The 24,597-nt window shown below is 31.5% G+C and carries 23 protein-coding genes and 1 tRNA gene; 19 read left to right on the forward strand and 5 right to left on the reverse strand.

Translation table 11 applies throughout. The features are described 5' to 3' along the window. The first annotated feature begins 343 nt into the window (after positions 1 to 343). The 5 genes from ABD745_RS02080 to ABD745_RS02100 all read left to right on the forward strand — a co-directional run bounded on the left by ABD745_RS02080 (position 344) and on the right by ABD745_RS02100 (position 7,441). Complete coding sequence (locus tag ABD745_RS02080; protein WP_344824449.1) at positions 344 to 1,216, forward strand: hypothetical protein; 873 nt, start codon at positions 344 to 346, stop codon at positions 1,214 to 1,216. Positions 1,217 to 1,397: 181 nt separating this feature from the next. Beyond that, entirely contained in the window at positions 1,398 to 3,599 is a 2,202-nt protein-coding gene (locus tag ABD745_RS02085) for a sigma factor-like helix-turn-helix DNA-binding protein (protein ID WP_344824452.1), read from the forward strand. Beyond that, the gene (locus ABD745_RS02090) at positions 3,596 to 3,775 is read left to right on the forward strand and encodes a DNA modification system-associated small protein (protein ID WP_344824455.1); all 180 of its coding nucleotides are present in this window, start codon (positions 3,596 to 3,598) and stop codon (positions 3,773 to 3,775) included. Before ABD745_RS02085 ends, ABD745_RS02090 begins: the two co-directional genes overlap by 4 nt. Beyond that, the gene (gene dndD / locus ABD745_RS02095) at positions 3,772 to 5,883 is read left to right on the forward strand and encodes a DNA sulfur modification protein DndD (RefSeq protein WP_344824458.1); all 2,112 of its coding nucleotides are present in this window, start codon (positions 3,772 to 3,774) and stop codon (positions 5,881 to 5,883) included. The genes ABD745_RS02090 and dndD overlap by 4 nt, the downstream gene beginning before the upstream one ends. Continuing rightward, the gene (locus ABD745_RS02100) at positions 5,864 to 7,441 is read left to right on the forward strand and encodes a DndE family protein (protein WP_344824460.1); all 1,578 of its coding nucleotides are present in this window, start codon (positions 5,864 to 5,866) and stop codon (positions 7,439 to 7,441) included. The genes dndD and ABD745_RS02100 overlap by 20 nt, the downstream gene beginning before the upstream one ends. A 585-nt stretch (positions 7,442 to 8,026) precedes the next feature. Here the strand turns inward: ABD745_RS02100 and ABD745_RS02105 are convergent. After that, a tRNA-Gln gene (locus ABD745_RS02105) sits at positions 8,027 to 8,097 on the reverse strand. 276 nt (positions 8,098 to 8,373) lie between these two features. Here ABD745_RS02105 and der point away from each other — a divergent pair. Further along, positions 8,374 to 9,684, forward strand: a complete 1,311-nt coding sequence (der, locus tag ABD745_RS02110) for a ribosome biogenesis GTPase Der (protein WP_344824463.1) — start codon at positions 8,374 to 8,376, stop codon at positions 9,682 to 9,684. An 83-nt stretch (positions 9,685 to 9,767) separates the two neighbouring features. Continuing rightward, positions 9,768 to 10,421: a uracil phosphoribosyltransferase gene (upp, locus tag ABD745_RS02115; RefSeq protein ID WP_344824467.1), complete on the forward strand. Its 654-nt coding sequence runs from the start codon at positions 9,768 to 9,770 to the stop codon at positions 10,419 to 10,421. Between the two features lie 3 nt (positions 10,422 to 10,424). Here the strand turns inward: upp and ABD745_RS02120 are convergent, their stop codons facing one another. The 3 genes from ABD745_RS02120 to ABD745_RS02130 all read right to left on the reverse strand — a co-directional run bounded on the left by ABD745_RS02120 (position 10,425) and on the right by ABD745_RS02130 (position 13,434). Then, positions 10,425 to 11,111, reverse strand: coding sequence for an alpha/beta fold hydrolase (locus tag ABD745_RS02120; protein ID WP_344824470.1), 687 nt, complete (start codon positions 11,109 to 11,111; stop codon positions 10,425 to 10,427). A gap of 114 nt (positions 11,112 to 11,225) precedes the next feature. After that, positions 11,226 to 11,879, reverse strand: coding sequence for a ComF family protein (locus tag ABD745_RS02125; RefSeq protein ID WP_344824473.1), 654 nt, complete (start codon positions 11,877 to 11,879; stop codon positions 11,226 to 11,228). Between the two features lie 79 nt (positions 11,880 to 11,958). Beyond that, on the reverse strand, positions 11,959 to 13,434 hold the full coding sequence (locus ABD745_RS02130; RefSeq protein ID WP_344824475.1) for a helix-turn-helix domain-containing protein: 1,476 nt from the start codon (positions 13,432 to 13,434) through the stop codon (positions 11,959 to 11,961). A gap of 126 nt (positions 13,435 to 13,560) precedes the next feature. Here ABD745_RS02130 and aceB point away from each other — a divergent pair, with 126 nt between their 5' ends. The 7 genes from aceB to ABD745_RS02165 all read left to right on the forward strand — a co-directional run bounded on the left by aceB (position 13,561) and on the right by ABD745_RS02165 (position 20,072). Then, positions 13,561 to 15,135: a malate synthase A gene (gene aceB / locus ABD745_RS02135; protein ID WP_344824477.1), complete on the forward strand. Its 1,575-nt coding sequence runs from the start codon at positions 13,561 to 13,563 to the stop codon at positions 15,133 to 15,135. Between the two features lie 122 nt (positions 15,136 to 15,257). Beyond that, a complete protein-coding gene (gene aceA / locus ABD745_RS02140; RefSeq protein ID WP_425549777.1) occupies positions 15,258 to 16,538 on the forward strand; it encodes an isocitrate lyase in 1,281 nt (426 codons plus the stop codon). Between the two features lie 94 nt (positions 16,539 to 16,632). Continuing rightward, positions 16,633 to 17,016, forward strand: a complete 384-nt coding sequence (locus ABD745_RS02145) for an acyl-CoA thioesterase (protein ID WP_344824480.1) — start codon at positions 16,633 to 16,635, stop codon at positions 17,014 to 17,016. Between the two features lie 60 nt (positions 17,017 to 17,076). After that, positions 17,077 to 17,523, forward strand: coding sequence for a 6-pyruvoyl trahydropterin synthase family protein (locus tag ABD745_RS02150; protein WP_344824483.1), 447 nt, complete (start codon positions 17,077 to 17,079; stop codon positions 17,521 to 17,523). Between the two features lie 23 nt (positions 17,524 to 17,546). Beyond that, on the forward strand, positions 17,547 to 18,341 hold the full coding sequence (locus ABD745_RS02155; RefSeq protein ID WP_047399602.1) for a metallophosphoesterase: 795 nt from the start codon (positions 17,547 to 17,549) through the stop codon (positions 18,339 to 18,341). Positions 18,342 to 18,513: 172 nt separating this feature from the next. Beyond that, positions 18,514 to 19,494 carry a LuxE/PaaK family acyltransferase gene (locus ABD745_RS02160; protein WP_344824488.1) on the forward strand — a complete coding sequence of 327 codons (981 nt, stop codon included), beginning with the start codon at positions 18,514 to 18,516 and terminating at the stop codon, positions 19,492 to 19,494. A gap of 29 nt (positions 19,495 to 19,523) precedes the next feature. Next, a complete protein-coding gene (locus ABD745_RS02165) occupies positions 19,524 to 20,072 on the forward strand; it encodes a hypothetical protein (protein WP_344824491.1) in 549 nt (182 codons plus the stop codon). Between the two features lie 37 nt (positions 20,073 to 20,109). Here the strand turns inward: ABD745_RS02165 and aqpZ are convergent, their stop codons facing one another. Next, complete coding sequence (aqpZ, locus tag ABD745_RS02170) at positions 20,110 to 20,844, reverse strand: aquaporin Z (RefSeq protein WP_344827184.1); 735 nt, start codon at positions 20,842 to 20,844, stop codon at positions 20,110 to 20,112. Between the two features lie 219 nt (positions 20,845 to 21,063). Here aqpZ and ABD745_RS02175 point away from each other — a divergent pair, with 219 nt between their 5' ends. The 5 genes from ABD745_RS02175 (at position 21,064) to ABD745_RS02195 (ending at position 24,553) form a co-directional block, all read left to right on the forward strand. Next, the gene (locus ABD745_RS02175) at positions 21,064 to 21,684 is read left to right on the forward strand and encodes a DUF5715 family protein (protein WP_344824494.1); all 621 of its coding nucleotides are present in this window, start codon (positions 21,064 to 21,066) and stop codon (positions 21,682 to 21,684) included. Positions 21,685 to 21,766: 82 nt separating this feature from the next. Beyond that, complete coding sequence (locus tag ABD745_RS02180) at positions 21,767 to 22,498, forward strand: hypothetical protein (RefSeq protein WP_344824497.1); 732 nt, start codon at positions 21,767 to 21,769, stop codon at positions 22,496 to 22,498. A gap of 21 nt (positions 22,499 to 22,519) precedes the next feature. Next, positions 22,520 to 23,128, forward strand: a complete 609-nt coding sequence (locus ABD745_RS02185; protein WP_344824500.1) for a hypothetical protein — start codon at positions 22,520 to 22,522, stop codon at positions 23,126 to 23,128. A gap of 50 nt (positions 23,129 to 23,178) precedes the next feature. Next, complete coding sequence (locus ABD745_RS02190; protein ID WP_052185988.1) at positions 23,179 to 23,907, forward strand: ATP-binding protein; 729 nt, start codon at positions 23,179 to 23,181, stop codon at positions 23,905 to 23,907. Further along, on the forward strand, positions 23,876 to 24,553 hold the full coding sequence (locus ABD745_RS02195) for a response regulator (protein WP_344824504.1): 678 nt from the start codon (positions 23,876 to 23,878) through the stop codon (positions 24,551 to 24,553). Before ABD745_RS02190 ends, ABD745_RS02195 begins: the two co-directional genes overlap by 32 nt. The last annotated feature ends 44 nt before the right edge of the window (positions 24,554 to 24,597 follow it).

Raw genomic sequence — 24,597 nt, forward strand, 5'->3', positions numbered from 1 at the left:
ACCGAAGTATATATTAAAGAGGATTTATCCTGAAGGAAATTTTTATTGTGATAAGCTTAGGAATAATTTTTGATGGTAAAATACGGATTGCAAATTTTTATATCTTTGTGATTCAAATTTTATCGAAAAAGAAGCGTAAGCTGTTTATTTGTTCTGCCGAAAACTGGTAATTTTTAATACAGACAAAAGTAAATAGTGAAACGTCCTGCTATGCGCAGGGCTTTCCTATTAGTCTGTATGGGTATACCAGTACCTCGGTAGTTAATATGGTTTAGTCCTGCGTTTCTGCATTTATAAACTAAACCTTTTCACTTTAGGGACTGAGTGAGTAAAATATTCACTTATGAAAAAAATTATCTTTTCAGCATTTCTATTATTTGGAATTTTTTGTTTTTCTCAATCTGCAACAAAAAAATATAACTCAATGAATCGGAGATATGAATACTTTGACGCACGGGGAAATATGACAGGTTATGAGCTTTATAATACAATGACGAGGCAATGGGAATATTACGAAACCTCACAGAGAAACTCAACGCAATATCGGGATCCAGTACAACCAGATATATCATCTTTAGGTAATGCAGCATCAACCTTGCAAAATCGTTATAATAACAATACTTCATATCTGCAACAACAGGTTTCAGCAATGGTTCAATCAGTTTATGATTTAGATTTGACTGATGAAGAAAAAACAAAAATTGTTAGTAAGTTTCAAAATGAGTCATTGCGAATTGTTAATACTAGGGCTTATAATTATAGTAGTTTAAGTGAAACGAATAGAGTTTTGAACTATCTACGTGAAAGTTTAAATAAAATTATTAGAAATGTTACTGCTTCCAGTTCTAATGATAGTTATCAAAGTAATTCTTTAAATGATTATGATAATAAAATAACAGCTAATTATGGCAGAACACTTCCAGTCTATAATATTGCTATTTTTGACAGTAATAACAAAAGGATAAAAGATGAAACCATACTGACTAATTCTTATATTTTGATTAATGAAGATAAAATTTTATTTAAAAAAGCCAATGGGGAACTTTCATACAGAGATTTAAAAGATAAGATTTATAATAAAAATAAGGCAGGATATGAATATTCATCAGAATGGGGCAGGATATTTATTCATCAAGATTTAAAATATGTTGAATTCTTTCAAAAAAAATCGGAAGAAAACTATACTTATTATATAACCCCATTAGGAAATAGATAATTTTGTATTGTATTTAAAAAAAATATACTTGATAATATTTTTTAATAGGAAAAGTAAATTTAATATATGTAGATATATGATAAGTAAAATCGCTTTGTAAACAAAATGAGGGAAACCGTAATTCAAACTCCTAATTTTTTTTTAACTTGACAAATGAAAACTTAATAATAATTCTGCATAAATGACAATAGATGAAATTTACGAAAAAGAAGACATAAGTATACGTTCTTACAATATTTGTAAATATAATGGATTAGATTCTATTGGAAAGTTAATGCAGTACTATTTAACTCGTGGCTCGTTCGAAAAACTTAGAAATTGCGGAAGGAGATCCAGTGAAGAATTGATTGAAGTTTGTAAAAAATATCAGACAATTGTTTCGGAAAATATTGCAAATGATGCAATGCAGGGAAGGTCTTTAGAAGAAATAATTTCAAGTTTAACAAGAACACAAAGAGAAGTTATTAATAGTTTTATTGTAATTAATTCAGACAGTTTATCCGTAAGAAGCCGAAATGGCATTGCTAAGTTTGTAGATGGAAATTTCAAAGTAAAAAACTTCGCTGAAAAACTTTTAGTATCTCAAAACTTTAAAATAAGAGATATTGATAATATTGGAGCAAAATGTATTCCCGAGTTAGATGTTTATATTTCAATTGTAAAAGATTTTATATTAGAAGTGAGTCAATTAAATGATGAAAAGCAATTGATAACTTTAAAAAATGAATATTTAATACAGAAGACATTTCTAATATCAAAAATTCCAGTAAAAATATTAGAATCAGAAAATATTTTTCAGATTATTGATTTTTTGCTAAATAAAAATGCTTTTTTTAATGAAAACTATACTGTAATAATAAAAAAAGGATTAAAAATTTATCGAAATGAAAAAGTATTAACTCTTGATGAAATTGCACTAGAGATGGATTTGACAAGAGAAAGAGTTAGGCAGATAAGAAAAGATGCTTTGGAAAGCTTTTATGAAAAATTATTGTTTATTAAAAACTTTAATGATAACTTATTTCAAAACTATGGATTAGATATTTCTACGAAGCAAATTGAAATAACAGACGATATAATGATTAGTGTAAATGATGTGAATGATACTAATTTTTCAAAAGAATTCATTTCTTTCGTATTGTCTGTTTATTTGAATAACGATTTTTCTTTGCTTGGAAATGTTGAAGATGTACTATTATCTCGATTTTTTACTTCTCGAAACAGACATAATTGGAATAACATATATTTAATTCGTACAAACATTATTGGTAACTTGGATTTCAGTTTGTTTGTAAATGATATAGAAGAAAGAATAAATGAGCGGATTGAAGAAACTTATTCTTTCAATTTTAAAAGCTATTTATCAAGATTTATTACAAAAATTGAAATGGAAACAATTGATTCGGCTTTTCCTGTAGCTGAAAAAATAATAAGAGATGAATTTGAATTGTATCTTGATTTAGACGATAATATTGTATTTAAAAAAAATACCATCAAACAATCCTATCAATATGCTTATGAGGCTCTTGAAAATCTAGGTCAACCATCAAAAGTTGAGGAGATTTTAAAAAAAATTATAGAATTATACCCCAATTATGATACGGACCAAAACAAAGTTCGTGCTTCAATGAAAAGAAAGGATGGATTTGTTCCAGTTGGTAGAGATAGTATATTTGGTTTAAAAAAATGGGAAAAAGAATTAGAAGATTTTAAAGGTGGAACAATTAGAAGTATTGCTATTGAATTTCTTGAAAAATTTAATGAGCCAAAACATATTTCAAGCATCACAGAATATGTACTAAAATATAGACCAAAGTCAAATGATAAAAGTATTTATTATAACTTAAGAATTGACGAATCTAAAACTTTCATTTTTTTTAAAAACTCTCATATTGGAATAAATACTAAAACGTATGAAAAAGAGTTTGAAGTCTTGGATGCTTCTGATATTAATGAACGTAACTCTTGGGAAGATCGATTCGAAGATTTAAATGAATTTCTTTCTATCGAAAAAAGATTACCATTTTCTAATAATGATTTTTCGGAAGAGGAAAATAAGCTTTATAGATGGCTTAATGTGCAAAAAAGAAAGATCAAATTTAAAGAATTAGATGAACAAAAAGAAAAACTAATTATTGAAATTTTTGATAAATTTCCACCAACAAATGGAAGAAGACGTTTAAACTCAATTGAAAAATATGATGAACTATTTAATTTCATTATAAGTGAACACAGATTACCCAGCATTAATATAGAGGGAGAAGAAAAACTTTACCATTTCTTTTACAAACAACGAAAGATGTATAGTAATAATGAACTTGACAATTATGAGAATAATTGTTTTTTAAAGGTAAGTAAAATATTAAATGACCAAAATTTATGAAAATAAAAGAAACCAAAATATATCAAAACGAACGACTTAAAGAGATTTGTATAAATAAAGGAATTGATTATAAATCCTTAGAATCTTTGCTAGACTCTGTGAAAGCTAAAAAATTAAAACGAGTTAACTATCATCAACAAAAAATTGTTGATACAATTGAAAAAGGAATAAAATGAAATTTTCTAATATAAAAATCAGCAATTTTCGACAATATTACAATACTATTGATTTTGATTTATCTACTAATGAAGAACATAACATTGTAGTTATTGGTGGTAAGAACGGGTATGGTAAAACTAATTTTCTGCTTTCAATTGTTTGGTGCTTGTATGGGGAGAAAATTTCTCAAATAGATGACAATTTCAAAAAAGAAATTCAAAAAGAAAAAAATTATTCTTCATTTATGCAGCAGTCAATAAATTGGTCTGCACAAAAAGAGGGAATTGATACTTTTTCGGTTAGTATTCTTGTTGATGAAATTGAATTGCCTGAAATAACTAAGTTATCTTCTACTACGGATAAAATAATAATAACCAGATCCCGAAATACAGCAAATACAGAAGAGAAATTATCAATTGTCGATTCAATATCAGGTTTGGATATATTCGATGATGATGAGGATAAGTTTAATTTCATCAATGACTACATTATACCTATAGATGCAGCTAAGTTTGTGTTTTTTGATGCTGAAAAAATTGCTGATATTGCCAATCTATCTATTAAAGAAGAAGGAAGTTTTATAAATGATGCACTTGGTAAAATATTAGGATTAGATACTTATGAAGCTTTAATTGATGATTTTGAATTTTATATAAATACCTTAAAAAAAGAAGGAGCAAATAAAAATCTTCAAGAGCTAATTATTGATAAAGAAAAAGCTATTGAATTATCAAACTTAGAAATAGAAAAATCAGAAGAGGAGAATGCTGAGAAACTTAAAGAAATTGATGAATTAAAAAAACAAATTAGACATTTCGATAGTTTAATTTCTCAAAATAGCAAGCAAATAAATTCAAATTTCGATAGGGAGAAAGTAATTTCCGAGATACAAGAGTTAAAGATAAAAGAATTAGAACTTACTGAAAAGTTTAGTGAATTAAATGAGATTTTGCCATTAACTATTTTAGCTGGAAAGCTTGAAGAGGTTAAAGAACATATTTCAACTCAAGAAAGTAATGATATTTCTCAAAAAGTATGGAAAGAAAATGCAGAAAAAATTGAGAATTTTATTGAACTACTTTTTAACAAACCACCTGAACCTGACAATTCAACCATGTCTTTCAAAGATAAAAGTTTCTATTATGAAAAAGCAAAGCGTTTAGGGAGTGAACTTTATATTTCTGGGGATAAGCATCAAGAAGTAGAGTTTGAACATGATTTAAATAATGCGGAAAAGAATTTAATTTCTAACGCCATTAATTTTGTAAACTCTCAATCAAGCGATTCATTTCAAAGTGCAGCAGAAGAATTAAATATTACTACTATGAGAATGTCTGAATTAATAAAAATATTAAATCAGGCAGATGGTGATTTAGAAGATGATATTATTTTAGAATATTTTGCAGAAAAAGAGACAACAGAATATAGTATCACTATGAATAATCGAAAAATTGGGGAAAACAATCAACAAATAAATAAATTAAGGAAGGATATAACTCGTTTTAATCAAGAACTTGTTGGTCTGAGAAATAAGGTTGATATTAATGCTCAAAACAAATTAAAGATTAAAGAAGCAGAAAAATATATTGATACACTTAATACTTTTTTAGAAGAACAAAAGAGTAAACATAAGGATAGCTTAGAAAAAACAATTCTTAACGAATTAAAAGCCTTGATGCATAAACTTGCAAGTGAAGAAAATAATAGTAAATTTATTGAAGATGTCAAGGTTACAATTTTAGCTTCTGGACAAGGAATGAAAATTACATTGCTTGATCAAGATGATAATGAAATTAGAAAAGAAAGTTTATCATCAGGAGAAAAACAGATTTATATTTCTTGTTTAATAAAAGCCATCTTGAATGAATCTATACAAACCTTACCAATTTTCATCGACACACCTTTAGGAAGACTTGACGAAGAACATAGAGATGCTATTACTAAAAAATATTATCCTACTTTATCCGAACAGGTTGTCCTTTTCTCAACTAATAGTGAGATTACACCTAAAAGATTTAAAGATATTTCAGAAAATATTGCAAAGTCCTATTTGTTGGTTAATGATGGTATAAACACTAATTTAAAAAACGGCTATTTCCATAATTATGAGAATAACATTAAGTAAAGAAAATGATGAAATACTATATAATCTTAAAAAATTATATACTTTTAAAAATGAAGGAATCGCTCCTCGTATTGCTTTTGCTTTAAGTTTACAGACAGGAAAACATTTTAATTTAGAAAATGAAATTATTCCAAAATCTGATGGTAAGGAATTTAGAGATGATAAAGCTCTTTTTGGTACTATAATAAATGATACTTCCAATGTGGTTATTTTCAAATCAATATTAGATCAACATTATAATAGAAATACTTTTGAAGATGAATTTATAAAATTATTTAAACTCCATTTGAATCACGGTTTGAAAACCTGGAATGACGATTTGGAAAACGGAGACATTTCTAAGGGAAATCACATAGATGTTTTACTAAAGTCACTTAAAAAAGGATTGAACTTAAGATCTAATATAACTCATGTCGCTTTGAATAAAAAAAGATCTGATGTTAAAGAATTCCAAGAATTACTTTCTTTTGAGATCGGGAAATCAGAAAACAATGAATCAGTTATCATTAATATAAACGATTTACGAGAGTTTGATAACAGAAACATTGCAATTGCAGGAATGGCAGGCTCTGGAAAAACTCAACTTATAAAAGATATTCTTTATCAAATTTCTAAAAACTCTAAGAATGAATTGAAATTTATATTCTTTGATTATAAAGGCGAAGGGAATCCAGAGCAGTTAAAGCCATTTTTAAAAGCTACTAATGCAAAATTTGTAGATATAGTAAATGATGGAGGTGTTGATTTTAATCCTTTTTTATCTATTAATTTAGATGAGAGACAAAGACCTTTTAGCATACGAGCATTTGTAGATACAATTTCTACATTTGTACCAAGAATGGGAATTGCTCAAGAAAATATTTTAATAACATTAATTAATGATTTACTAGATAGGAAAAATGGTATATATCCAACAATTACAGAATTATTTGAAGATTTAGAAAATTATTACGAAGAAAATGGAATTAGACAAGATACTTTATATTCTGTAGTAAGAGACTTATCTACAAATATTTTTAATTGTGATCCAAATAATTCAGATGTTTTAAGCCAAAGCTTATATTTGAATTTACCTCCAGCTCTTTCTGATACATTAAGACAGTTGGTCGTATTCCTTTTATTAAGATATTTTAATTCGTACTTCAGCTCTACAAATGACTGTGAGCCTAAAGATTATATTTTTCCTGTTCGATATGTAATTGTAATAGATGAAGCCCATATTTATTTAAAAAACAAAAATGCTAGAAAAGCACTCGAAGATTTATTGAGACTTTTAAGGTCTAAGGGAGTTATTGTGGTAATGCTTTCGCAAGGTGTTGAAGATTACAAAACAAAAGATTTTGATTTTGCATCACAAGTTAAATTACCAATCTGCCTGAATGTGCAAAACAAAGATTACAAAGCAATAAGTAACTTTGTAGGAACACCGAATAGTAAATATAAACTTGAATCTGAAATCAAGAAATTGGATTCAGGAAAAGGTTTAATAAATATTGGAGAACCTAAAATAATTGAATTAAAACAATGGTGGAAAACTAAAATAGATGAAAATTTATAATAAGTAAGTTTAATATCTTTAATTAATTCTAATAAAGCCTAGTCTTATAGATGTTTGATGGCTAAATAAAAAAATGTCTGCACAAAAACACAACGGTAAATCTTTATCCATAAACCAACCCCCACCGAACTTTTCTAAAAAATCCAACAATCCTTTATAGTAGAATTTATAACAATTTAGCACCAAAAAATATTTGGAGTGTACGGACAAAAGGTACTATCTACTTACCCCCGTAGGTCGATAAATGTTTTTTTTCTATGCCCCTGCCAACTGTCAAGCCTTTTCTCAAAAGTAGTTTTGTTCTATTTGATTTTTGTGGATCTGTTTTTATTTTCCACTTACTCTTTTATTTACTGGTTTATTCTAGTGTAAACTTTATGGCTGGTTTTATGACAGTTTTTGTTTGTGGCGGTCTGTGATTAAAAATATTTTAAACTTTAATTTTACGATTAACCCCTCTTTATAATGATTACTAGAGATGAATATTTAAAATTGACCTTGACCTTAACCTTGACCAATCTAATGAAAAGGGTTAAAATAAAAAAGCAATCTTCTGATAATCAGTTGATTGCTTTTATTTTGATGTAGACCCACAGGGATTCGAACCCCGAATGACGGTACCAAAAACCGGAGTGTTACCGTTACACTATAGGTCTATTTTTTGGTGATGCAAATCTATAAAATATATTTTAAATATAAAAATCAAAATTAAAGATTTGTTCATTAAAAACGCTTCTGGGTTCTTTATTTATTGATAGTCAAAGAATTATTTTTAATGAAATTTGAGTGATACTAGATCTGTCCATAGCTTATTTTACGTTTTAAGCTTTCTTTGTTAAAATAATTAAGTCAAATAAAAACCCTATCTTTGCAAAAAATTGGGCTCCAAGAGTTGGAGAAACCCATTAATAATCAAATTATTAAACATTTTTATGTCGAATATTGTCGCAATCGTTGGGCGCCCCAACGTAGGAAAATCCACACTTTTTAATCGTTTACTGGAAAGAAGAGAAGCTATCGTAGATTCTACTGCCGGTGTTACAAGAGACCGTCACTACGGAAAATCTGACTGGAACGGAGTAGACTTCACTGTTATCGACACAGGAGGTTATGAGGTAAATAATGACGATGTTTTTCAGGAAGAAATTTCTAAGCAGGTACAATTAGCTATTGATGAAGCTACATCTATCATCTTCATGCTGAACGTGGAAGAAGGTCTTACGGATACAGATTATGAGATCCACGAGATGTTGAGAAGATCAAATAAACCTGTATATATTGTTATTAATAAGGTAGATTCTGCGAAAGAAGAAGTAGATGCAACAGAATTTTATCAGTTAGGAATTGAAAAATATTACACTTTATCTTCAGCTACTGGTTCTGGGACTGGAGAAATTTTAGATGATATTGTTAGAGATTTCCCTACTACAGATTATAAAGATCCATTTGAAGGTCTTCCTAAAATTACGATTGCAGGTCGTCCGAATGTGGGAAAATCTACATTAACGAATGCTTTGCTTGATGCAGACAGAAATATTGTAACAGATGTTGCCGGAACGACAAGAGACAGTATTCAAACGCTTTATAACAAATTCGGACATGAGTTTGTATTGGTGGATACTGCCGGAATGAGAAGAAAATCTAAAGTAAATGAAGATTTGGAATTCTATTCTGTAATGCGTTCTATCCGTTCTATCGAATATTCTGATGTAGTAATCATTATGGTTGATGCTACTTTAGGATGGGAATCTCAGGATATGAATATCTTCGGATTGGCTCAGAAAAACAGAAAAGGTATCGTAATTGTTGTGAACAAATGGGATCTTATTGAAGATAAGCAAACCAATACCATCAGAGATTTTGAAAAATCAATCAGAGATAAAATCGGTCAGTTCAGCGATATTCCGATTTTATTCGTATCAGCTTTAACGAAACAGAGAATTCTGAAAGCTGTTGAAATAGCAATGGCAGTTTACGAAGATCGTAAGAAGAAAATTAAGACTTCGAAGCTAAACGAAATTATGCTCCCTATCTTTGAAAGAACACCGCCACCTGCAAATAAAGGTAAATTCATTAAAATCAAATATTGTGTACAGCTTCCAACGCCGTCTCCGCAGTTTGTATTCTTCTGTAACTTACCGCAATATGTAAAAGAGCCTTACAAGAGATTTACCGAAAACCAATTGAGAAAAGAATTCGGGTTTACCGGAGTTCCAATTGAAGTCTATTTCAGACAAAAATAAATTACGATCCCTTTTAGATTTTTCTAAGAGGGATTTTATTCTTAATTAAATTTTATAAATTAGAAAAAAATTATTTCACAATAATGAACACAGTCGTTTTATCAGATCAGTTTTCTTTAGTTAACTCTTGGATCAATGAACTTCGAAACGTTGAAATCCAGCAAGACCGTATGAGATTCCGTAGAAATATGGAAAGAATCGGGGAGGTTGCAGCTTTTGAGATCAGTAAAAGTTTAGAAGAGAAAGAAATTGAAATCCAGACTCCTTTAGATGTAATTAAAGTTAAGGAAATTGCTGTTCAGCCTGTTATTACAACAATTTTAAGAGCAGGAGTTCCTTTGTTTCAGGGAATTTTAAATTATTTTGACAAAGCAGATTGTGGTTTCGTCGCAGCATACAGAAAACATGATGCAAACGATTATTTTTCTATTAAACAGGATTATTTAACTTGTCCGGACATCGATGGCAGACCTTTAATTGTTGCAGATCCAATGTTGGCAACCGGTGCATCCTTAATTGAAGCCATAAAAGATTTATTAACCAACGGAAATCCCAGCCAGCTTCATATTGTAGCAGCCATCGCATCAAAACAAGGTGTTGAAACCATCGGAAACACATATCCAAATGCAAAAATCTGGGTTGGAGCAATTGATGAGCAACTGACATCAAAAGGTTACATCACTCCAGGATTGGGGGATGCAGGAGATTTGAGCTACGGAGAAAAACTTCAGAGATAAATTTTAAGAGAGATTCCAAAAATCTTTCATTAAATCTAATAATAAATTTGGTCGTACTTTATCCATCGGGTGCTTTGTGTCGGGAAGTACGACCAATTTTCCGTTTGGAAGATTTCTGTAAACCTCAATACTTTCTTCAAGAGTCACCATATTGTCTTTATCACCGGTCATAATTTGAACAGGGATATTAATTGTTGCTAAATTATCCTTCAAAGGAGGATTTTTACCCAGAGAAATCATCATTTCTGCAATCGCGGGTAACAATTGTTTCCATTTTGAGCCATGTTGAGATTCTAGCGATTCTGCATATTTCGGAACTTTGTCCGCAATGACATCAGGATTTAGCATCTTACTTTCTTTCACTGCCTGTTCTTCCGTCCAATCGAATTTTGTTCCTAAAGTCATAATCGAATTTACAATTTCAGAATGTTGATTGGCATAACAAAGTGCAACATAACCACCCATGCTGTGTCCGAAAATATGGACATTATTTAAATTTTCTTTCTCAATAAATTCTTTTAATTCCTGTGTGTATTGTTCAATGGTAATTCCATTTTGCGGAATTTCAACAGTTCCATGTCCTGAAAACAAAGGAGTATGAATGGTAAAATATTTTGAAAGTTCTTTTTTTAAAGGGTTAAAAATATCACTGTGACCTAAAGCTCCGTGTAATAAAATCAGATTTTTCATAATGATCAGTTTGAATGGGAAATTAAGAAAAAGAAATGAGATCAGAAGAACCAAATTGTTAGGTAAAAATTTTTGCTATGCAAATTCATAACTCATCATTTATAACTTAACATTTTAAACGTCAATCGCCATTATCAAAACACTCACTTTATTATCTCCGGTTTTAAGAATTTCCCAGGCAATCGAAGCAAGTGTATTTCCGGTCGTGAAAACATCATCTATCAACAAAATATGTTTCCCGGAAATATTTTTAGTGAGAGAAAATGTATTTTTCGTTTCTAAACGGTGTTGTTTATCTTTCAAAGCCTGAGCTTTTGAATAATGATTTCTTTTAATTAATTCATGATCAAAAGGGGTTTTGTAAAACTCAGATAAAGTTTCTGTGAATAGGTGCAATTGATTGTAACCTCTTTCCTTCAATTTTTTCGAATGCAACGGAACAGACACGAATAAATCAGGTTTTTCATTTTTAAAATCCAATCGTTCAGTCGTCCAATCTGCAAGAGTTTTTCCTATTTTTTCTCTGCTTTTATATTTTAAATCGTGAATAATTTTCCTGCTTAAATTTTCTTGTGAAAACTGCATCAAAGCATAGGTATTCTGAACTGGAAACAGCAGCTTGCATTTCTCTTTTATGAAGTTATCATTAAAATAATTGTAATGTGTAAAATGAATTTGCTCAAAACAAAGATTACAAACCAGTAAATAGCTGTCAATAATCCGGTTGCAGCCGAGGCAACGATTCGGGAAGAAAATGTCTAATATCATTTGTGTGTATTGTCTGACTAAGATAATATAATTGATGGAAAATATAAAGATAGAAATGTAAATTTTTTAAATCCGAAAACTACAAAATATTTTTCCTGATCCTTTCAATCGCATTCTTCATACTGGAATTAAAATGCTCTTTCTCCAGACGAATCGGAGGCGATTGTCTTACTTCACAATCTGCAATACTGCAGGATTCACAAGTTACACCAACATTTATCGTTTTCAGTGTCGGAGATTTAATGAAATTGATTTTCTTAATCGTCTGTGAATTTAGCAAAATTCCTAAGCAATAGCTTCTGTTACTTCCATCAGAAAACGGATTTTTTTGTGAAGTTGAAATCACCAGATAACTTACACCTTGGTCTTTGTAATGAGAAATTTGAGCATCTGTTAACGTTTCATTTTCTTTTAATTGTGCCAGATTTTTCACAGCAATCCATCTTCTGCAATAATGTTCGTTCGTTGCATTCGCATGTGGAGCTTGTTGATGATTGAGGTGTAATTCTTTTAAAATCTGTATTTTATCAGAGTTTTTCTTTTTAACCAGACATAAATAAAACAAATCTTTAATTCCTAATTCAGAAGAAAGAATATTGGTCAGTCGATAGTAAAAAGTTTCAGGCGAGTTGGTGAAATTTCCAATTAAATTTTCAAAACTATCAGGTTTCCAATCATTCTGAAGGAAAAATTCTGAAGTTTTTTCAATTGTTTTTTCTTTTGGGATTAATAAAGCTCCGGCAAAATAAGAGGCATAGAAATTATTGAGAATTTCTTCAAAACTTCCAAAATCTAACCACGAATAAGTATTGGGACGGTTCTTTAATTCCAAAACATTAAAACCGATTTCTTTAGCAAAAATAAAAGTCTTTTGATCCTGTTCTAATTTATCATTTAAAAGCAATAATTTTTTCTCAGGAATAAAAAGCGAACGGAGATTATCCAGAGCTCCATACGTTTCAAAATTGTCAGATTGAATGCTGTAATTAAACTTTTCAATTAAAATGTTTTCTAAAACTTCAGCCTTTAAATTTTTACTGATTTCCAACTGATTTTCCTGTGCAAACTGAACAACCTTTTCTTCTATTTCCGGGAAATAATTATCGTACAATTCCTGAAAAGACCGTAAAACGGCAAAATAAAACCGTTCTTTTCCCAAATTATAATTCTGCGAAATTTCAATCAGGGCATTGATAAAAGCGGTCACTTTTTTCGGTGCATCACTAATGATGCTGATAAGATTATTTTTATTAATTCCGAAAAGATCCAATGGAACTTCTTTAAAAAAATCCGATTGCAGAATTTCATTAAAAGGAGTTAAACTTTTGTCCAGTTTTGTAGAAACGAGATCATCAAAAGTGCAATTCAAAGATTCTGAAAGCTGGATTATTTTATCATGTTTCGGATATTTTTTGCCATTTTCAATTTCGTTGAGATAAGATTTTGACAAACCTGTCTTTACAGCAAGATCCTGCAGAGACCAGTTTTTCTTTTGTCTTTGTTGTTTCAGTTTTAGTCCGAAAACCGTTTTGATAAAGTCACTATCCGAATTCATAATTCAAATATAATATTTAGAAGCGATTTTTCGCATAATAATTTTTTAAATAATTTTAGCGAACGTTCGCTATATGTGAAAGTTTTTATTTATGTTTGTAATGTTGAATTATAAAATCAAAACGATATGGAAACCAAAACTCAATTGAAAATCAAGGCTCAACAACAATATGAAGAAATTTTCACCAGCGATTTAATCGATTTTTTGGTTGAAATTCATCAGAATTTTAATCAAAAAAGAATTGATCTTTTAGAAGAAAGAAAACACACACAACAGGAATTTGATAAAGGAATTCTTCCGAAATTTTTGCCTGAAACTAAAGAAATCCGAAACGGAAATTGGGTTTGTTCCCCACTTCCTGAAGATTTATTGGACAGAAGAGTGGAAATTACAGGACCTGTCGACCGGAAAATGATTATTAATGCTTTGAATTCCGGTGCATCAACATTCATGGCAGATTTTGAAGACAGTAATTCTCCGACCTGGAAAAACTGTATGGAAGGTCAAATGAATCTTTCCGATGCTATTAACCGAAGAATTGACTTCACTAATGAGCAGGGAAAATCATATCAGCTAAATGAAAAAACGGCTGTTTTGTTAGTTCGTCCGCGAGGTTTACATTTGAATGAAAAACATATTGAAATTAATGGCGAACAAACTTCAGCTTCATTAATTGATTTTGGAATTTACTTTTTCAAAAACATCAAACAATTATTGGAAAACGGAAGCGGGACCTATTTTTATCTTCCAAAACTAGAACATCACAAAGAAGCCCGTTGGTGGAATGAAGTTTTTGTTTTTTCTCAAAATTATCTTGGAATTCCGCAGGGAACAATCAAAGCAACGGTTTTAATTGAAACAATTACAGCTTCTTTTCAAATTGACGAAATTTTATTTGAATTAAAAGAACACAGCTCAGGTTTGAATTGCGGACGGTGGGATTATATATTTTCATTCATTAAAAAATTCAGAAATCTTCCTCAGTTTATTGTTCCGGATAGAGATCAGGTGACGATGACTTCCCCTTTTATGAATGCTTATTCTAAAAGAGTAATTGAAATTTGTCACAAAAGAAATGTTCATGCAATCGGCGGAATGGCAGCACAAATTCCTGTTAAAAATGATTATGAAGCGAATAGCCAGGCTTTCGGAAAAGTGAGAAAAGATAAAGAACGTGAAGTGAAAAACGGTCACGACGGAACCTGGGTGGCGCATCCGGCTTTGGTTTCTGTAGCAAAAGATATTTTTGATCAATTTATGCCTTCACAAAATCAGATTGATAAAAAGTTTGATTATCAGATTACAGAAAATGATTTGCTGGAAATTCCGAAAGGTGAAATCACAGAAAAAGGTGTCCGAAAAAATATCAATGTCGGAATTCTTTACATAGAATCATGGTTAATGGGAATTGGAGCAGCAGCAATTTATAATCTGATGGAAGATGCGGCAACCGCAGAAATTTCTAGAACGCAAATCTGGCAATGGCTGAAAAATGAAGCTGTTTTAAGTGACGATCGAATCTTAACAAGAGAAATGATTCTTCAGTGGGAATTTGAAGAACTTGAACGTATCGAAAAATATGTTGGTGAGGAACGTTTCAAAAATGGAAAGTTCAGTCTTGCTAAAGAACTTTTTAATGAATTAATTTTCTGTGAAAACTTTGAAGAATTTTTAACACTAAAAGCATATCCTTTTATTTAAGTGGGAAAGAAAGATATAGTGTTTGAGGGTTTAAAGCTATTTGCTAAAAACTAAAAACCAACAACCAACAACCAACAATTAGTAACTAACACCAAACAATAATTAACTAAAACAACAATATTATGAAAACAAAACAAGATCAAATTCAGGAAATAGAAAAAGAATGGCTGGAAAATCCACGTTGGAATGGTACAAAAAGACCTTACACAGCAGATGATGTCTTGAAACTTCGTGGTTCTTATAAATTAGATTATACAATTGCAGCCGAAATGGCAAAGAAATTTTGGGACAAATTAAACTCTCAGGATTTCGTTGCGGGATTGGGAGCTTTGACAGGAAATCAGGCGGTACAGGAAGTTGACGCGGGTTTGGAAGCTATTTATCTTTCAGGATGGCAGGTTGCAGCAGATGCGAATTTGTCTGGGGAAATGTATCCTGATCAATCTTTGTATCCTGCGAATTCAGTACCTTCTGTAGTGAAGAAGATAAATAATGCGTTATTAAGAGCAGATCAAATTCAATCTGTGAGTGGAGGTGGAGAAAAAGAATATTTAGTTCCGATTATCGCGGATGCAGAAGCCGGCTTCGGAGGAAATCTGAATGCGTATGAACTGATGAAACAAATGATTGAAGCCGGAGCTGCTGCAGTACATTTTGAAGATCAGCTGTCTTCTGCAAAAAAATGCGGTCATTTGGGTGGAAAAGTGTTGGTTCCGACGCAGGAAGCAATAAATAAATTAATTTCTGCCCGTTTGGCAGCTGATGTTTTAGGTGTCCCGACTTTAATTATTGCAAGAACAGACGCAGACGCAGCGGATTTGTTGACTTCAGATATTGATGACCGGGATAAAAAATTTGTGACCGGAGAAAGAACTTCCGAAGGTTTCTACGTGGTGAAAAACGGAGTAGAGCAGGGAATTGACAGAGGTTTGTCTTATGCTCCGTACGCAGATTTGATCTGGATGGAAACTTCAAATCCTGATCTCGAACAGGCAAAAAGATTTGCAGATGGAATTCATGCAAAATTTCCAGGAAAAATGTTGGCTTATAATTGTTCGCCATCTTTCAACTGGGCAGCGAGGTTGAATGTTGATGAAATGCTGAATTTTAGAGAGGAATTAGCCAAAATGGGCTACAAATTCCAGTTTATAACGCTAGCGGGTTTCCATGCATTGAATACGGCAATGTTCGAACTGGCTTTAGCCTATAAAGAAAAAGGAATGGCGGGGTATTCTGAATTGCAGGAGCGTGAATTTGCTTTGCAGCAGAAGGGTTTCAGAGCAGTAAAACATCAGTCTTTTGTAGGAACAGGATATTTCGATGAGATCCAGAATATTGTTACAAGCGGTTCTTCAGCAACAGTAGCGATGAAAGATTCTACAGAAACGGCGCAGTTTCATTAAAAAGTTCCATTTTAAATAAATTTAATTGTTAGAACCTTCTCGATTTGGGAAGGTTTATTTTTTATATCTTAATTTTGAATAATATTTGAAGAAGATGGGTTTGATTTTTGAAAAACAAATACAGGTTACAGAACAGCATATTGACGGAAATAATCATGTAAATAATGTTCAATATGTTCATTGGGTGGAAGAAATTGCCGGTGAACACTGGGATTTTGTAAAACATATCACTGAATATCCTGAAGATATCTGGATGCTTCTCGATCATCATATTCAATATAAAAAACAGGTATATTTAGGTGATATTATTACAATAAAGACCTATCCAAAAGCACCGGAAGGAGCTAAGCAGCCACGGAAAGTTGAGTTTTACTGTAACGGTAAACTCGTTGTAGATTCGCTGACGCTTTGGGTTTTAATTGATGTAAAAACGCAGAGAATTAAAAGATTGGAAAGTGACTGGCTGGAGAAGTTGTAATTGATGCAGTTTGTAAAATGAGAAGGTAAATTCAAAATTCAAATTCCTTATCTTTGCACCATGATACGTATTACAAAGATTTTTACATTCGAAACAGCTCACGTGCTGTACAACTACGACGGAAAATGTAAAAATATGCATGGACATTCTTATAAGCTGTTTGTAACAGTGAAAGGAAAGCCTGTAAATGATTTGGAGAACCCTAAAAATGGGATGGTAGTGGATTTTGGAGATATCAAAAGTATCGTAAAATCGGAAATTGTGGATGTTTGGGATCATGCAGTTTTAATCAACGGACTTTCACCTCATAAAGAATTGGGAGAAAGCTTGGAAAATCAAGGTCATAAAGTGATTTACTGCACTTTTCAGCCAACTTGCGAAAATATGTTGTATGCTATTGCTGCAAAAATAAAATCAAAACTTCCGGAAGGAATTTCTTTGGCATATCTTAAACTTCACGAAACTGAAAACTCTTACGGGGAGTGGTTTGCGGAAGATAATCAATAATTTATTCAATAAAATTCGAAACGGTGTTAAAAACTACCATCAATTTAGAACCTGGGAAAAAAGTATATTTTGCTTCAGATCAGCATTTTGGTGCTCCGAATCCTAAGGAAAGTAAAGTGCGCGAAGAGCGTTTTATCCGTTGGATGGACGAGATTAAGCATGATGCTCAGGTTTTGTTTTTAATGGGTGATTTGTTTGATTTCTGGCATGAATGGAAACATGTCATTCCGAAAGGATATGTTCGTGTTTTAGGGAAAATTGCAGAATTAAAAGATCGTGGAATTCACATTTACTTTTTTGTAGGAAATCATGATCTTTGGATGAAAGATTATCTGGAAGAAGAAATCGGATGCACGGTTTTTTACAAAAAACAATATTTTGAGATGGGCGGAAAACAATTTTTGCTCGCTCACGGGGACGGTCTGGGACCTGGAGATAAAGGATACAAAAGAATGAAAAAAGTCTTTACAAATCCCGTCGCACAGTGGTTTTTCAAGTGGCTTCATCCTGATATTGCAATGAAAATCGCGTTGTATATGTCTCAGAAAAATAAAATGATTTCGGGAGACGAAGACAAAGAGTTTTTGGGTGAAGACAAAGAATTTTTAATTATTTATTCAAAAGAAAAACTGAAAACACAGAAGATCGATTATTTTATTTACGGGCATCGCCATCTTCCAATGGTTTTGAATTTGGAAGGAAAGGCAGAATATATCAATTTAGGAGACTGGATTTCGTATTTTACATACGGTGTTTTCGAACATGATTTTGAATTAAAAACTTTCGGAGAAAGCACAAAAAAATTACCCCATAAATGAGGTAATCCACAGAGCAAACCGAAATTCACTCTTGTTTTTAATCCATATTCCGCTTATTCCATTGCAATAACCTGACCAAAAATTATTTTTTTAGATTAAAAAAACATTAAAAGAGATTCTTGTTTTATTAACTGATTTAAAATGAGATCATAAGATTTAAAATACTTTAGAAGTGGAAAACATATTCGACATACAGACAGATCAGGACTTTTTGACTGCATCATTGAAAATTTTTAGTTATCAATACGAAAATGTTGAGATATACAGGCGTTTCGTAGATTATCTGAACATTAATCCTGGTGAAGTGAATTGTCTGACAAAAATTCCGTTTCTGCCAATCGAAATGTTTAAAAATCACCGGATCCTTGATAAAAATGTGACAGCTGACCGATTTTTTCAAAGTTCGGGAACAACACAGATGAATTTGTCTAAGCATTTTATTGCTGATGAAAATATTTATGAGGAAAGTATTTACAAAAGTTTTGAGCAATTCATCGGAAAGCCGGAAGATTTTATTTTTTTAGGTCTTTTGCCAAGTTATCTTGAAAAACAAAATTCTTCCTTAATATATATGGTGGATTATTTAATGAAAAAATCTGCCAAATCTGAAAATGGATATTTTCTTTACAATCATTCCGATTTATTTAAATTGCTGAATCAGTTAAAAGATAAAAAAGTTATTCTTTTCGGGGTTTCTTTTGCATTATTAGATTTTTTAGATTTTTGTGATTCCAGCTCTAAAACTCTCAAATTCTCTGATACTCTAACGATAATTGAAACCGGCGGAATGAAAGGAAGAAAAGAAGAGATGACAAAAGACGAATTATTGGCAATTTTGCAGGAAGGTTTTAAAACGGATAAAATTTATTCGGAATATTCAATGACAGAACTTCTTTCACAAGCATACTCTTTAGGAAAAAACGAATATCAGTGTCCGAATTGGATGAGAATTATGGTAAGAAACGCAGAAGATCCGTTTAATTACGAAAAAGAGGGAAGAACTGGTGCAATCAACATTATTGATTTGGCTAATATTCATTCATGTTCGTTTATTGCCACTCAGGATTTAGGGAAAATTGTTGGAGATAGATTCCAGGTTTTAGGAAGAATAGATCATTCGGATATCAGAGGTTGCAGCCTTTTGGTTTCATAATTTAGTTTTAAGTTTAAAATTTCAGGTTTATGAAGTTGAAAATTGAAGAACTGGTTCATGCATTTATCCATTCTCAATGTAATTTTGAGAAGGAAATTATTTTGACTAATTATTTTCAGGCGGATTGGGAGGCAGATCTACTGATTATTGATTCTGAGGGTTTTAGTCATGAAATTGAAATTAAACTTTCTAAAAGTGATTTTAAAAACGACTTTAAAAAATCTTATATCAATACAAAAACGGGCGAAAAATTTTTAAAACACGATAAAATTTCCTGTGGAGATTATGTTTGCAATGCCTTCAGTTTTTTGCTGCCGATGGGAATGGTCGATCACACTTTAATTCCAGAACATTGCGGAATTATTGAATTTTATCATAATGTTGATTCTTGGGAAACCGAATTTTATTCTATCCGGAAACCTAAAAAAGTTCATGAAGATTCTTATTGGAATTTGAATGACAAAGATCTTTTCCTTCGAAAAATGGCTCTTAATCTATTACAAAGAAAAATGGAAATTAAAGGCAAATACGAAGAGCTGATCTTCAAAAATCCTTTTGAAATAAAGAAGTTGAAATAAAAAATCCTGTCGAATTTGACAGGATTTTTTTATTTTTTTAGTTACCTAGTGGTTCCATATCATTTCTTTGTAACAGAAATTTATAGATTAATCCTCCGACTACAGCTCCTAAAATGGGTGCAACCCAGAATAGCCAAAGCTGAGACATTGCATTTCCTCCCACAAAAACTGCCTGAGAAAGTGATCTCGCAGGATTTACAGAAGTATTTGTGATTGGGATTGAAATTAAATGAATTAATGTTAATCCTAAACCGATTGCGATTCCTGCAAATTTTCCTTCAGCGAATTTGTCTGTTGCTCCCATAATGATGATAAGGAAAAACGCTGTCAGTAAAAATTCAGTTAAAAATGCAGCACCCATAGAATAGCTTTTCCCGAAATAGACGGCTTCACCATAAAAATTGGTGGCAAAAGCTCCCGGTGCGGAAAAATCAGGTGTCCCGGAACCGCTCAAAATAATGAATAAAGCTCCTGCAGCTGCAATAGCACCTAAACACTGTGAAGCAACATAAGGAAGTAGATCTTTAGCTGGAAACCTGCCTCCTGCCAATAATCCGAAAGAAACAGCAGGATTGAAATGTCCTCCGGAAATGTGACCTACCGCATAAGCCATCGTTAGAACAGTAAGACCGAAAGCCAAAGCAACTCCAACTAGTAAAATCCCTAGTTGTCCAGTAGAAGCCGGAGCAATTTGTGATGCAAAGATTGCACTTCCGCAACCTCCGAAAACAAGCCAAAATGTGCCGAAGAACTCAGCAAAAAGTTTTTTTATCATATTGTTTATTTTAAAATGTATCTCAAATTTAGGATTTAAATCTTAAATCAAAAAGATAAATTTTAAATAAATTTCAAATTTGAGTGAGTATTAATTATGAATTTAATAATCTGATTTTTAATTTCTGTGTCGAAATGACAAAATTATATTCTTAATGGCAGTTGAATTGTATAGCATAAATGATTATTTTTAATTTAATAATTTAAAGCGTCTTTAATGAAAAAGTTTTTGTGTGTAATTTTTGCATCCCTTATTCATGGCTCTTTTTATTCTCAGGCAGCAAAAAAAGCTTTACCATGCTATGATTTTTCTGAAGTTTTAAAAGTGGAGCCGACTTTACTTTATAAACCACATTTGGATGCTTCAAAAAGTTTTGGAGTAAAAATTTTACAGGATTCAAAGACTGTTTTGAAATATATCAACAACGGAAAGTTCCATAAAATAAAAAAATCCGGAAAAGGATATCATGTGCAAAAACTCGATTATAGCAGAGCATGGATGGTTTCTAAAGGGAAATTAATGCTGGAAAAGATGGGTACACGTTTTAGCAAGGATACAAAAGGAAATAGTTTTACGGTTTCGTCGATTACAAGGACGCTGGAGGATCAATGCAGATTAAGAAGGGTGAATTCTAATGCTTCATTAGGAATTAGCTCACATAATTATGGCAATTCTTTCGATATTTCTTATGTCCGTTTTAATGGTGTTCTGAAGTATAATCCTAAAATGGAAGCAGCTTTGGAAAAAGTATTAAAATATTATTACAATTTGGGTAGGATTTATTACATAAAAGAAAAGCAACAAAGCTGTTATCATATAACGGTAAGGAATTATTAACTAATTTTCAATTATCTGTGAGATACTTGCACAAGTAGTTTAGTTTATATAATTTTATGCCACTAAAAATACCGTGGAAAATATGAATACATTCACCAGAGAACAATATGATGTTGCGATCGCAGACTGGACAAACTGCTGTGGAAATTATACAGCAATTAAAAACCTGATCCCGATGAACTATGTTTTTAATTTTGATTCTGAACAGATTGATTGGATGAAAAATGTCAATAAGAATACAGAGTTCTGTACAGAAATAGGAATTTATCGTGATCAGCTTGTTGCAATTCTTTGCCCTTTAGATCCATTGGGTCAGAAAATAATTGTTGCAGATTATCCGTATAGTGTTTTAAGTGAATTGGAGGGAGATCTGAATTTAGTAGAAACAGAGCAATATACTGTTGTGAAAAATGCAATCCTATCCAAAGATCTTAGAACGGTTGATGACAGTTCTGATATGTATTGGCCAATTTCAAACAAGCCGATGATGGAGCAGGATAAAGCTGTAGAAGCTATAGAATCATGGAGAAATGAAGGAATGAATTGGTTTTACAGAGAATGTTCAGAGTTTGAAGGAAGCAGAATTTTCAGAAAATTTTATGTGCCTTCAGAAAACCTGAATCCCCCAAAACCGGGACTTACCAACATGATTTGCTCATTTGGACTGAAGTTTTCTGATGTATATCAGAGAGTTTTGCCAACCTTAATTTTTATTTCTTTCTATCAGGATCTTGAAAATACAGGAAGTGTAGAAAAAATATCCAATACATACGATTGGTCGCAGCCATGCCCTCCTCTTTGCCCGTATATGTAATAATTTTAACCAAAATATATTGTGGAAATTTACGAAGTAATACTTTATCTCAATAATGGTTTACTTTTCATTTGTGCTGTCTTAGGACTTATCAAGTACAAATTTTTTAAAAATACAGAAAAATGGTATGTCTATTATATCATTTTTCTTTTTTTGATAGAAGCTATTGTTAAAATATCTCTTTATCAGCTCGCTGTTAAAGATTTAAGTTTTATTTTTCCTTATTATGTTTCCGGGGAGCTTTTGGTTCTGGGAATTCTGTTTATAAGGAAATTGAAGATGCCGTATTACTGGTATATCCCGCTTGCTATTCTGGCAGGTTACCTTTTTATTGATAACAGTCATGTGACGGATGATGTCAAGAAAGTGATTTCAAATATTGTGGTGATCTGCTTTGCAGGATATGCACTGCTTACCGAAATTAAAAACAGTAAAATCAATGACAGGTTTATGTTGGCAGACAGTTTTATTTTTCTGTATTATACTTTATCTGTGTTTTTATTTTTCCTTCTTCGTCAGCTTTCAAATTTGGGAGAGGCAGAAGCCAAGATAATATGGAGTATTAATAATCTGCTTTGCAGTTTCCTTTATTTATCAATCATTTATACCTTTTTAAAATTAAAGAAATAACCTTAAATATCACTTTTTTTATTGCTTTGATTGCCGTTCTGGTAATCATCATGTCTTTTATTTTGCTTGCGTACAGAAGTTTTATTCAGAGAATTGTTAAAGAAAAAAATGCGCAGTATGAAGCAGAAGTTTTGCATCAGAAAAGACTGGTTTTAGAAAATATCAAAGCTCAGGAATCGGAAAGAAAAAGAATTGCCGTAATGATTCATGATGATATCGGGAATCGTCTGAATATTCTTTCATTATGGTTGAATAATCTGGATACAAAAGGTGACGAAATAATTAAAAGAAATATTACGACACAGATGTCTTCTCTGATAGATTCTGCAAGAAGCATTTCGCATTCACTATATCCTGTAAATCTGGAATCTGTAGGTTTGGTCTTATATATTGAAGAACTGATCGCCAATTTATCAGGAAGGATTAATATTTCGATGAATGTAAGTCCGAAGTTTCAGAAAAAAGACATCTTCATAGAAGTTCAATTATACAGAATTATACAGGAATTTACAACCAATGTTCTCAAACATTCGGAAGCAACGAGAGTCTGGATTTATATTAAAGATAACAAGACAAATCTCGCGGTTATCATTTCGGATAACGGACAGAGTTTTGAATATGAAGAGGTGAAAAGAGGAATGGGTATCAAAAATATCGAATCCAGAATAAAGTCTATGAATGCGGCGCACAAATGGAAAAATGTTTTAAATGAAGGCAGCCGTTTAATAATTAAAATTCCATACAACAATGAATTCTCAAATCAAAATAGCATTAATTGATGACGAACAGCTAATCCTTGAAGGGGTGAAAATGTTACTGTCTTCCGAGCAGAATATTTCGGTAGTTTCTACCTCTGTAACCGGACCGGTTTTTTTGGAAACATTGGAAAATATTTCCGCAGAAAGTTTTCCGGATATTGCCTTGGTGGATGTTCAGATGCAGCCAATGAACGGTTTTGAACTGGTAGAGGTTCTGAAAGAAAAATATCCCGATCTTAAAATCATTATCCTTTCTTCTCATTATAAAACCACGATTTTGGGTTACATGGTGAAGTTGGGAGTTTCTGCTTTTTTACCTAAAAACTCAAACAGAAATGCTTTCATAGAAGCGATTACAATGGTGTATAAAAATGGTATTTTCTTTACACCGGAAGATCATCAGATGATTTTATCCTATATGAACAGTCCCACAAAAAAAAGAACCCTTTTCGAGATGGACGACGAACTTTCCGACCGTGAAAAAGATGTCGTAAAACTGATCTGTCAGGAATGTACCAACAACGAAATTGCAGAAAAATTATTCATCAGTCCAAGAACAGTAGAAAGCCACAGACAGAGAATCGTCGAAAAAATCGGCGCTAAAAATACAGTTGGAATTGTAATTTACGCAATTATTAACAATATTTATCCTTTAGAAAGAATTTGATTCCGTAGAAATACGGAATTTTTTATTTAGTACTTTTTACTATA

This window comes from Chryseobacterium ginsenosidimutans (genome assembly GCF_039536845.1).
Classification (GTDB): domain Bacteria; phylum Bacteroidota; class Bacteroidia; order Flavobacteriales; family Weeksellaceae; genus Chryseobacterium; species Chryseobacterium ginsenosidimutans_B.

What these genes read in the sequence shown, in the direction of transcription:
- ABD745_RS02080 (WP_344824449.1), top strand. Translation starts at nt 344, where the DNA reads ATGAAAAAAATTATCTTTTCAGCATTTCTATTATTTGGAATTTTTTGT.
- ABD745_RS02085 (WP_344824452.1), top strand. Translation starts at nt 1,398, where the DNA reads ATGACAATAGATGAAATTTACGAAAAAGAAGACATAAGTATACGTTCT.
- ABD745_RS02090 (WP_344824455.1), top strand. Translation starts at nt 3,596, where the DNA reads ATGAAAATAAAAGAAACCAAAATATATCAAAACGAACGACTTAAAGAG.
- dndD (WP_344824458.1), top strand. Translation starts at nt 3,772, where the DNA reads ATGAAATTTTCTAATATAAAAATCAGCAATTTTCGACAATATTACAAT.
- ABD745_RS02100 (WP_344824460.1), top strand. Translation starts at nt 5,864, where the DNA reads ATGAGAATAACATTAAGTAAAGAAAATGATGAAATACTATATAATCTT.
- der (WP_344824463.1), top strand. Translation starts at nt 8,374, where the DNA reads ATGTCGAATATTGTCGCAATCGTTGGGCGCCCCAACGTAGGAAAATCC.
- upp (WP_344824467.1), top strand. Translation starts at nt 9,768, where the DNA reads ATGAACACAGTCGTTTTATCAGATCAGTTTTCTTTAGTTAACTCTTGG.
- ABD745_RS02120 (WP_344824470.1), bottom strand. Translation starts at nt 11,111, where the DNA reads ATGAAAAATCTGATTTTATTACACGGAGCTTTAGGTCACAGTGATATT.
- ABD745_RS02125 (WP_344824473.1), bottom strand. Translation starts at nt 11,879, where the DNA reads ATGATATTAGACATTTTCTTCCCGAATCGTTGCCTCGGCTGCAACCGG.
- ABD745_RS02130 (WP_344824475.1), bottom strand. Translation starts at nt 13,434, where the DNA reads ATGAATTCGGATAGTGACTTTATCAAAACGGTTTTCGGACTAAAACTG.
- aceB (WP_344824477.1), top strand. Translation starts at nt 13,561, where the DNA reads ATGGAAACCAAAACTCAATTGAAAATCAAGGCTCAACAACAATATGAA.
- aceA (WP_425549777.1), top strand. Translation starts at nt 15,258, where the DNA reads ATGAAAACAAAACAAGATCAAATTCAGGAAATAGAAAAAGAATGGCTG.
- ABD745_RS02145 (WP_344824480.1), top strand. Translation starts at nt 16,633, where the DNA reads ATGGGTTTGATTTTTGAAAAACAAATACAGGTTACAGAACAGCATATT.
- ABD745_RS02150 (WP_344824483.1), top strand. Translation starts at nt 17,077, where the DNA reads ATGATACGTATTACAAAGATTTTTACATTCGAAACAGCTCACGTGCTG.
- ABD745_RS02165 (WP_344824491.1), top strand. Translation starts at nt 19,524, where the DNA reads ATGAAGTTGAAAATTGAAGAACTGGTTCATGCATTTATCCATTCTCAA.
- ABD745_RS02175 (WP_344824494.1), top strand. Translation starts at nt 21,064, where the DNA reads ATGAAAAAGTTTTTGTGTGTAATTTTTGCATCCCTTATTCATGGCTCT.
- ABD745_RS02180 (WP_344824497.1), top strand. Translation starts at nt 21,767, where the DNA reads ATGAATACATTCACCAGAGAACAATATGATGTTGCGATCGCAGACTGG.
- ABD745_RS02190 (WP_052185988.1), top strand. Translation starts at nt 23,179, where the DNA reads ATGTCTTTTATTTTGCTTGCGTACAGAAGTTTTATTCAGAGAATTGTT.
- ABD745_RS02195 (WP_344824504.1), top strand. Translation starts at nt 23,876, where the DNA reads ATGAATTCTCAAATCAAAATAGCATTAATTGATGACGAACAGCTAATC.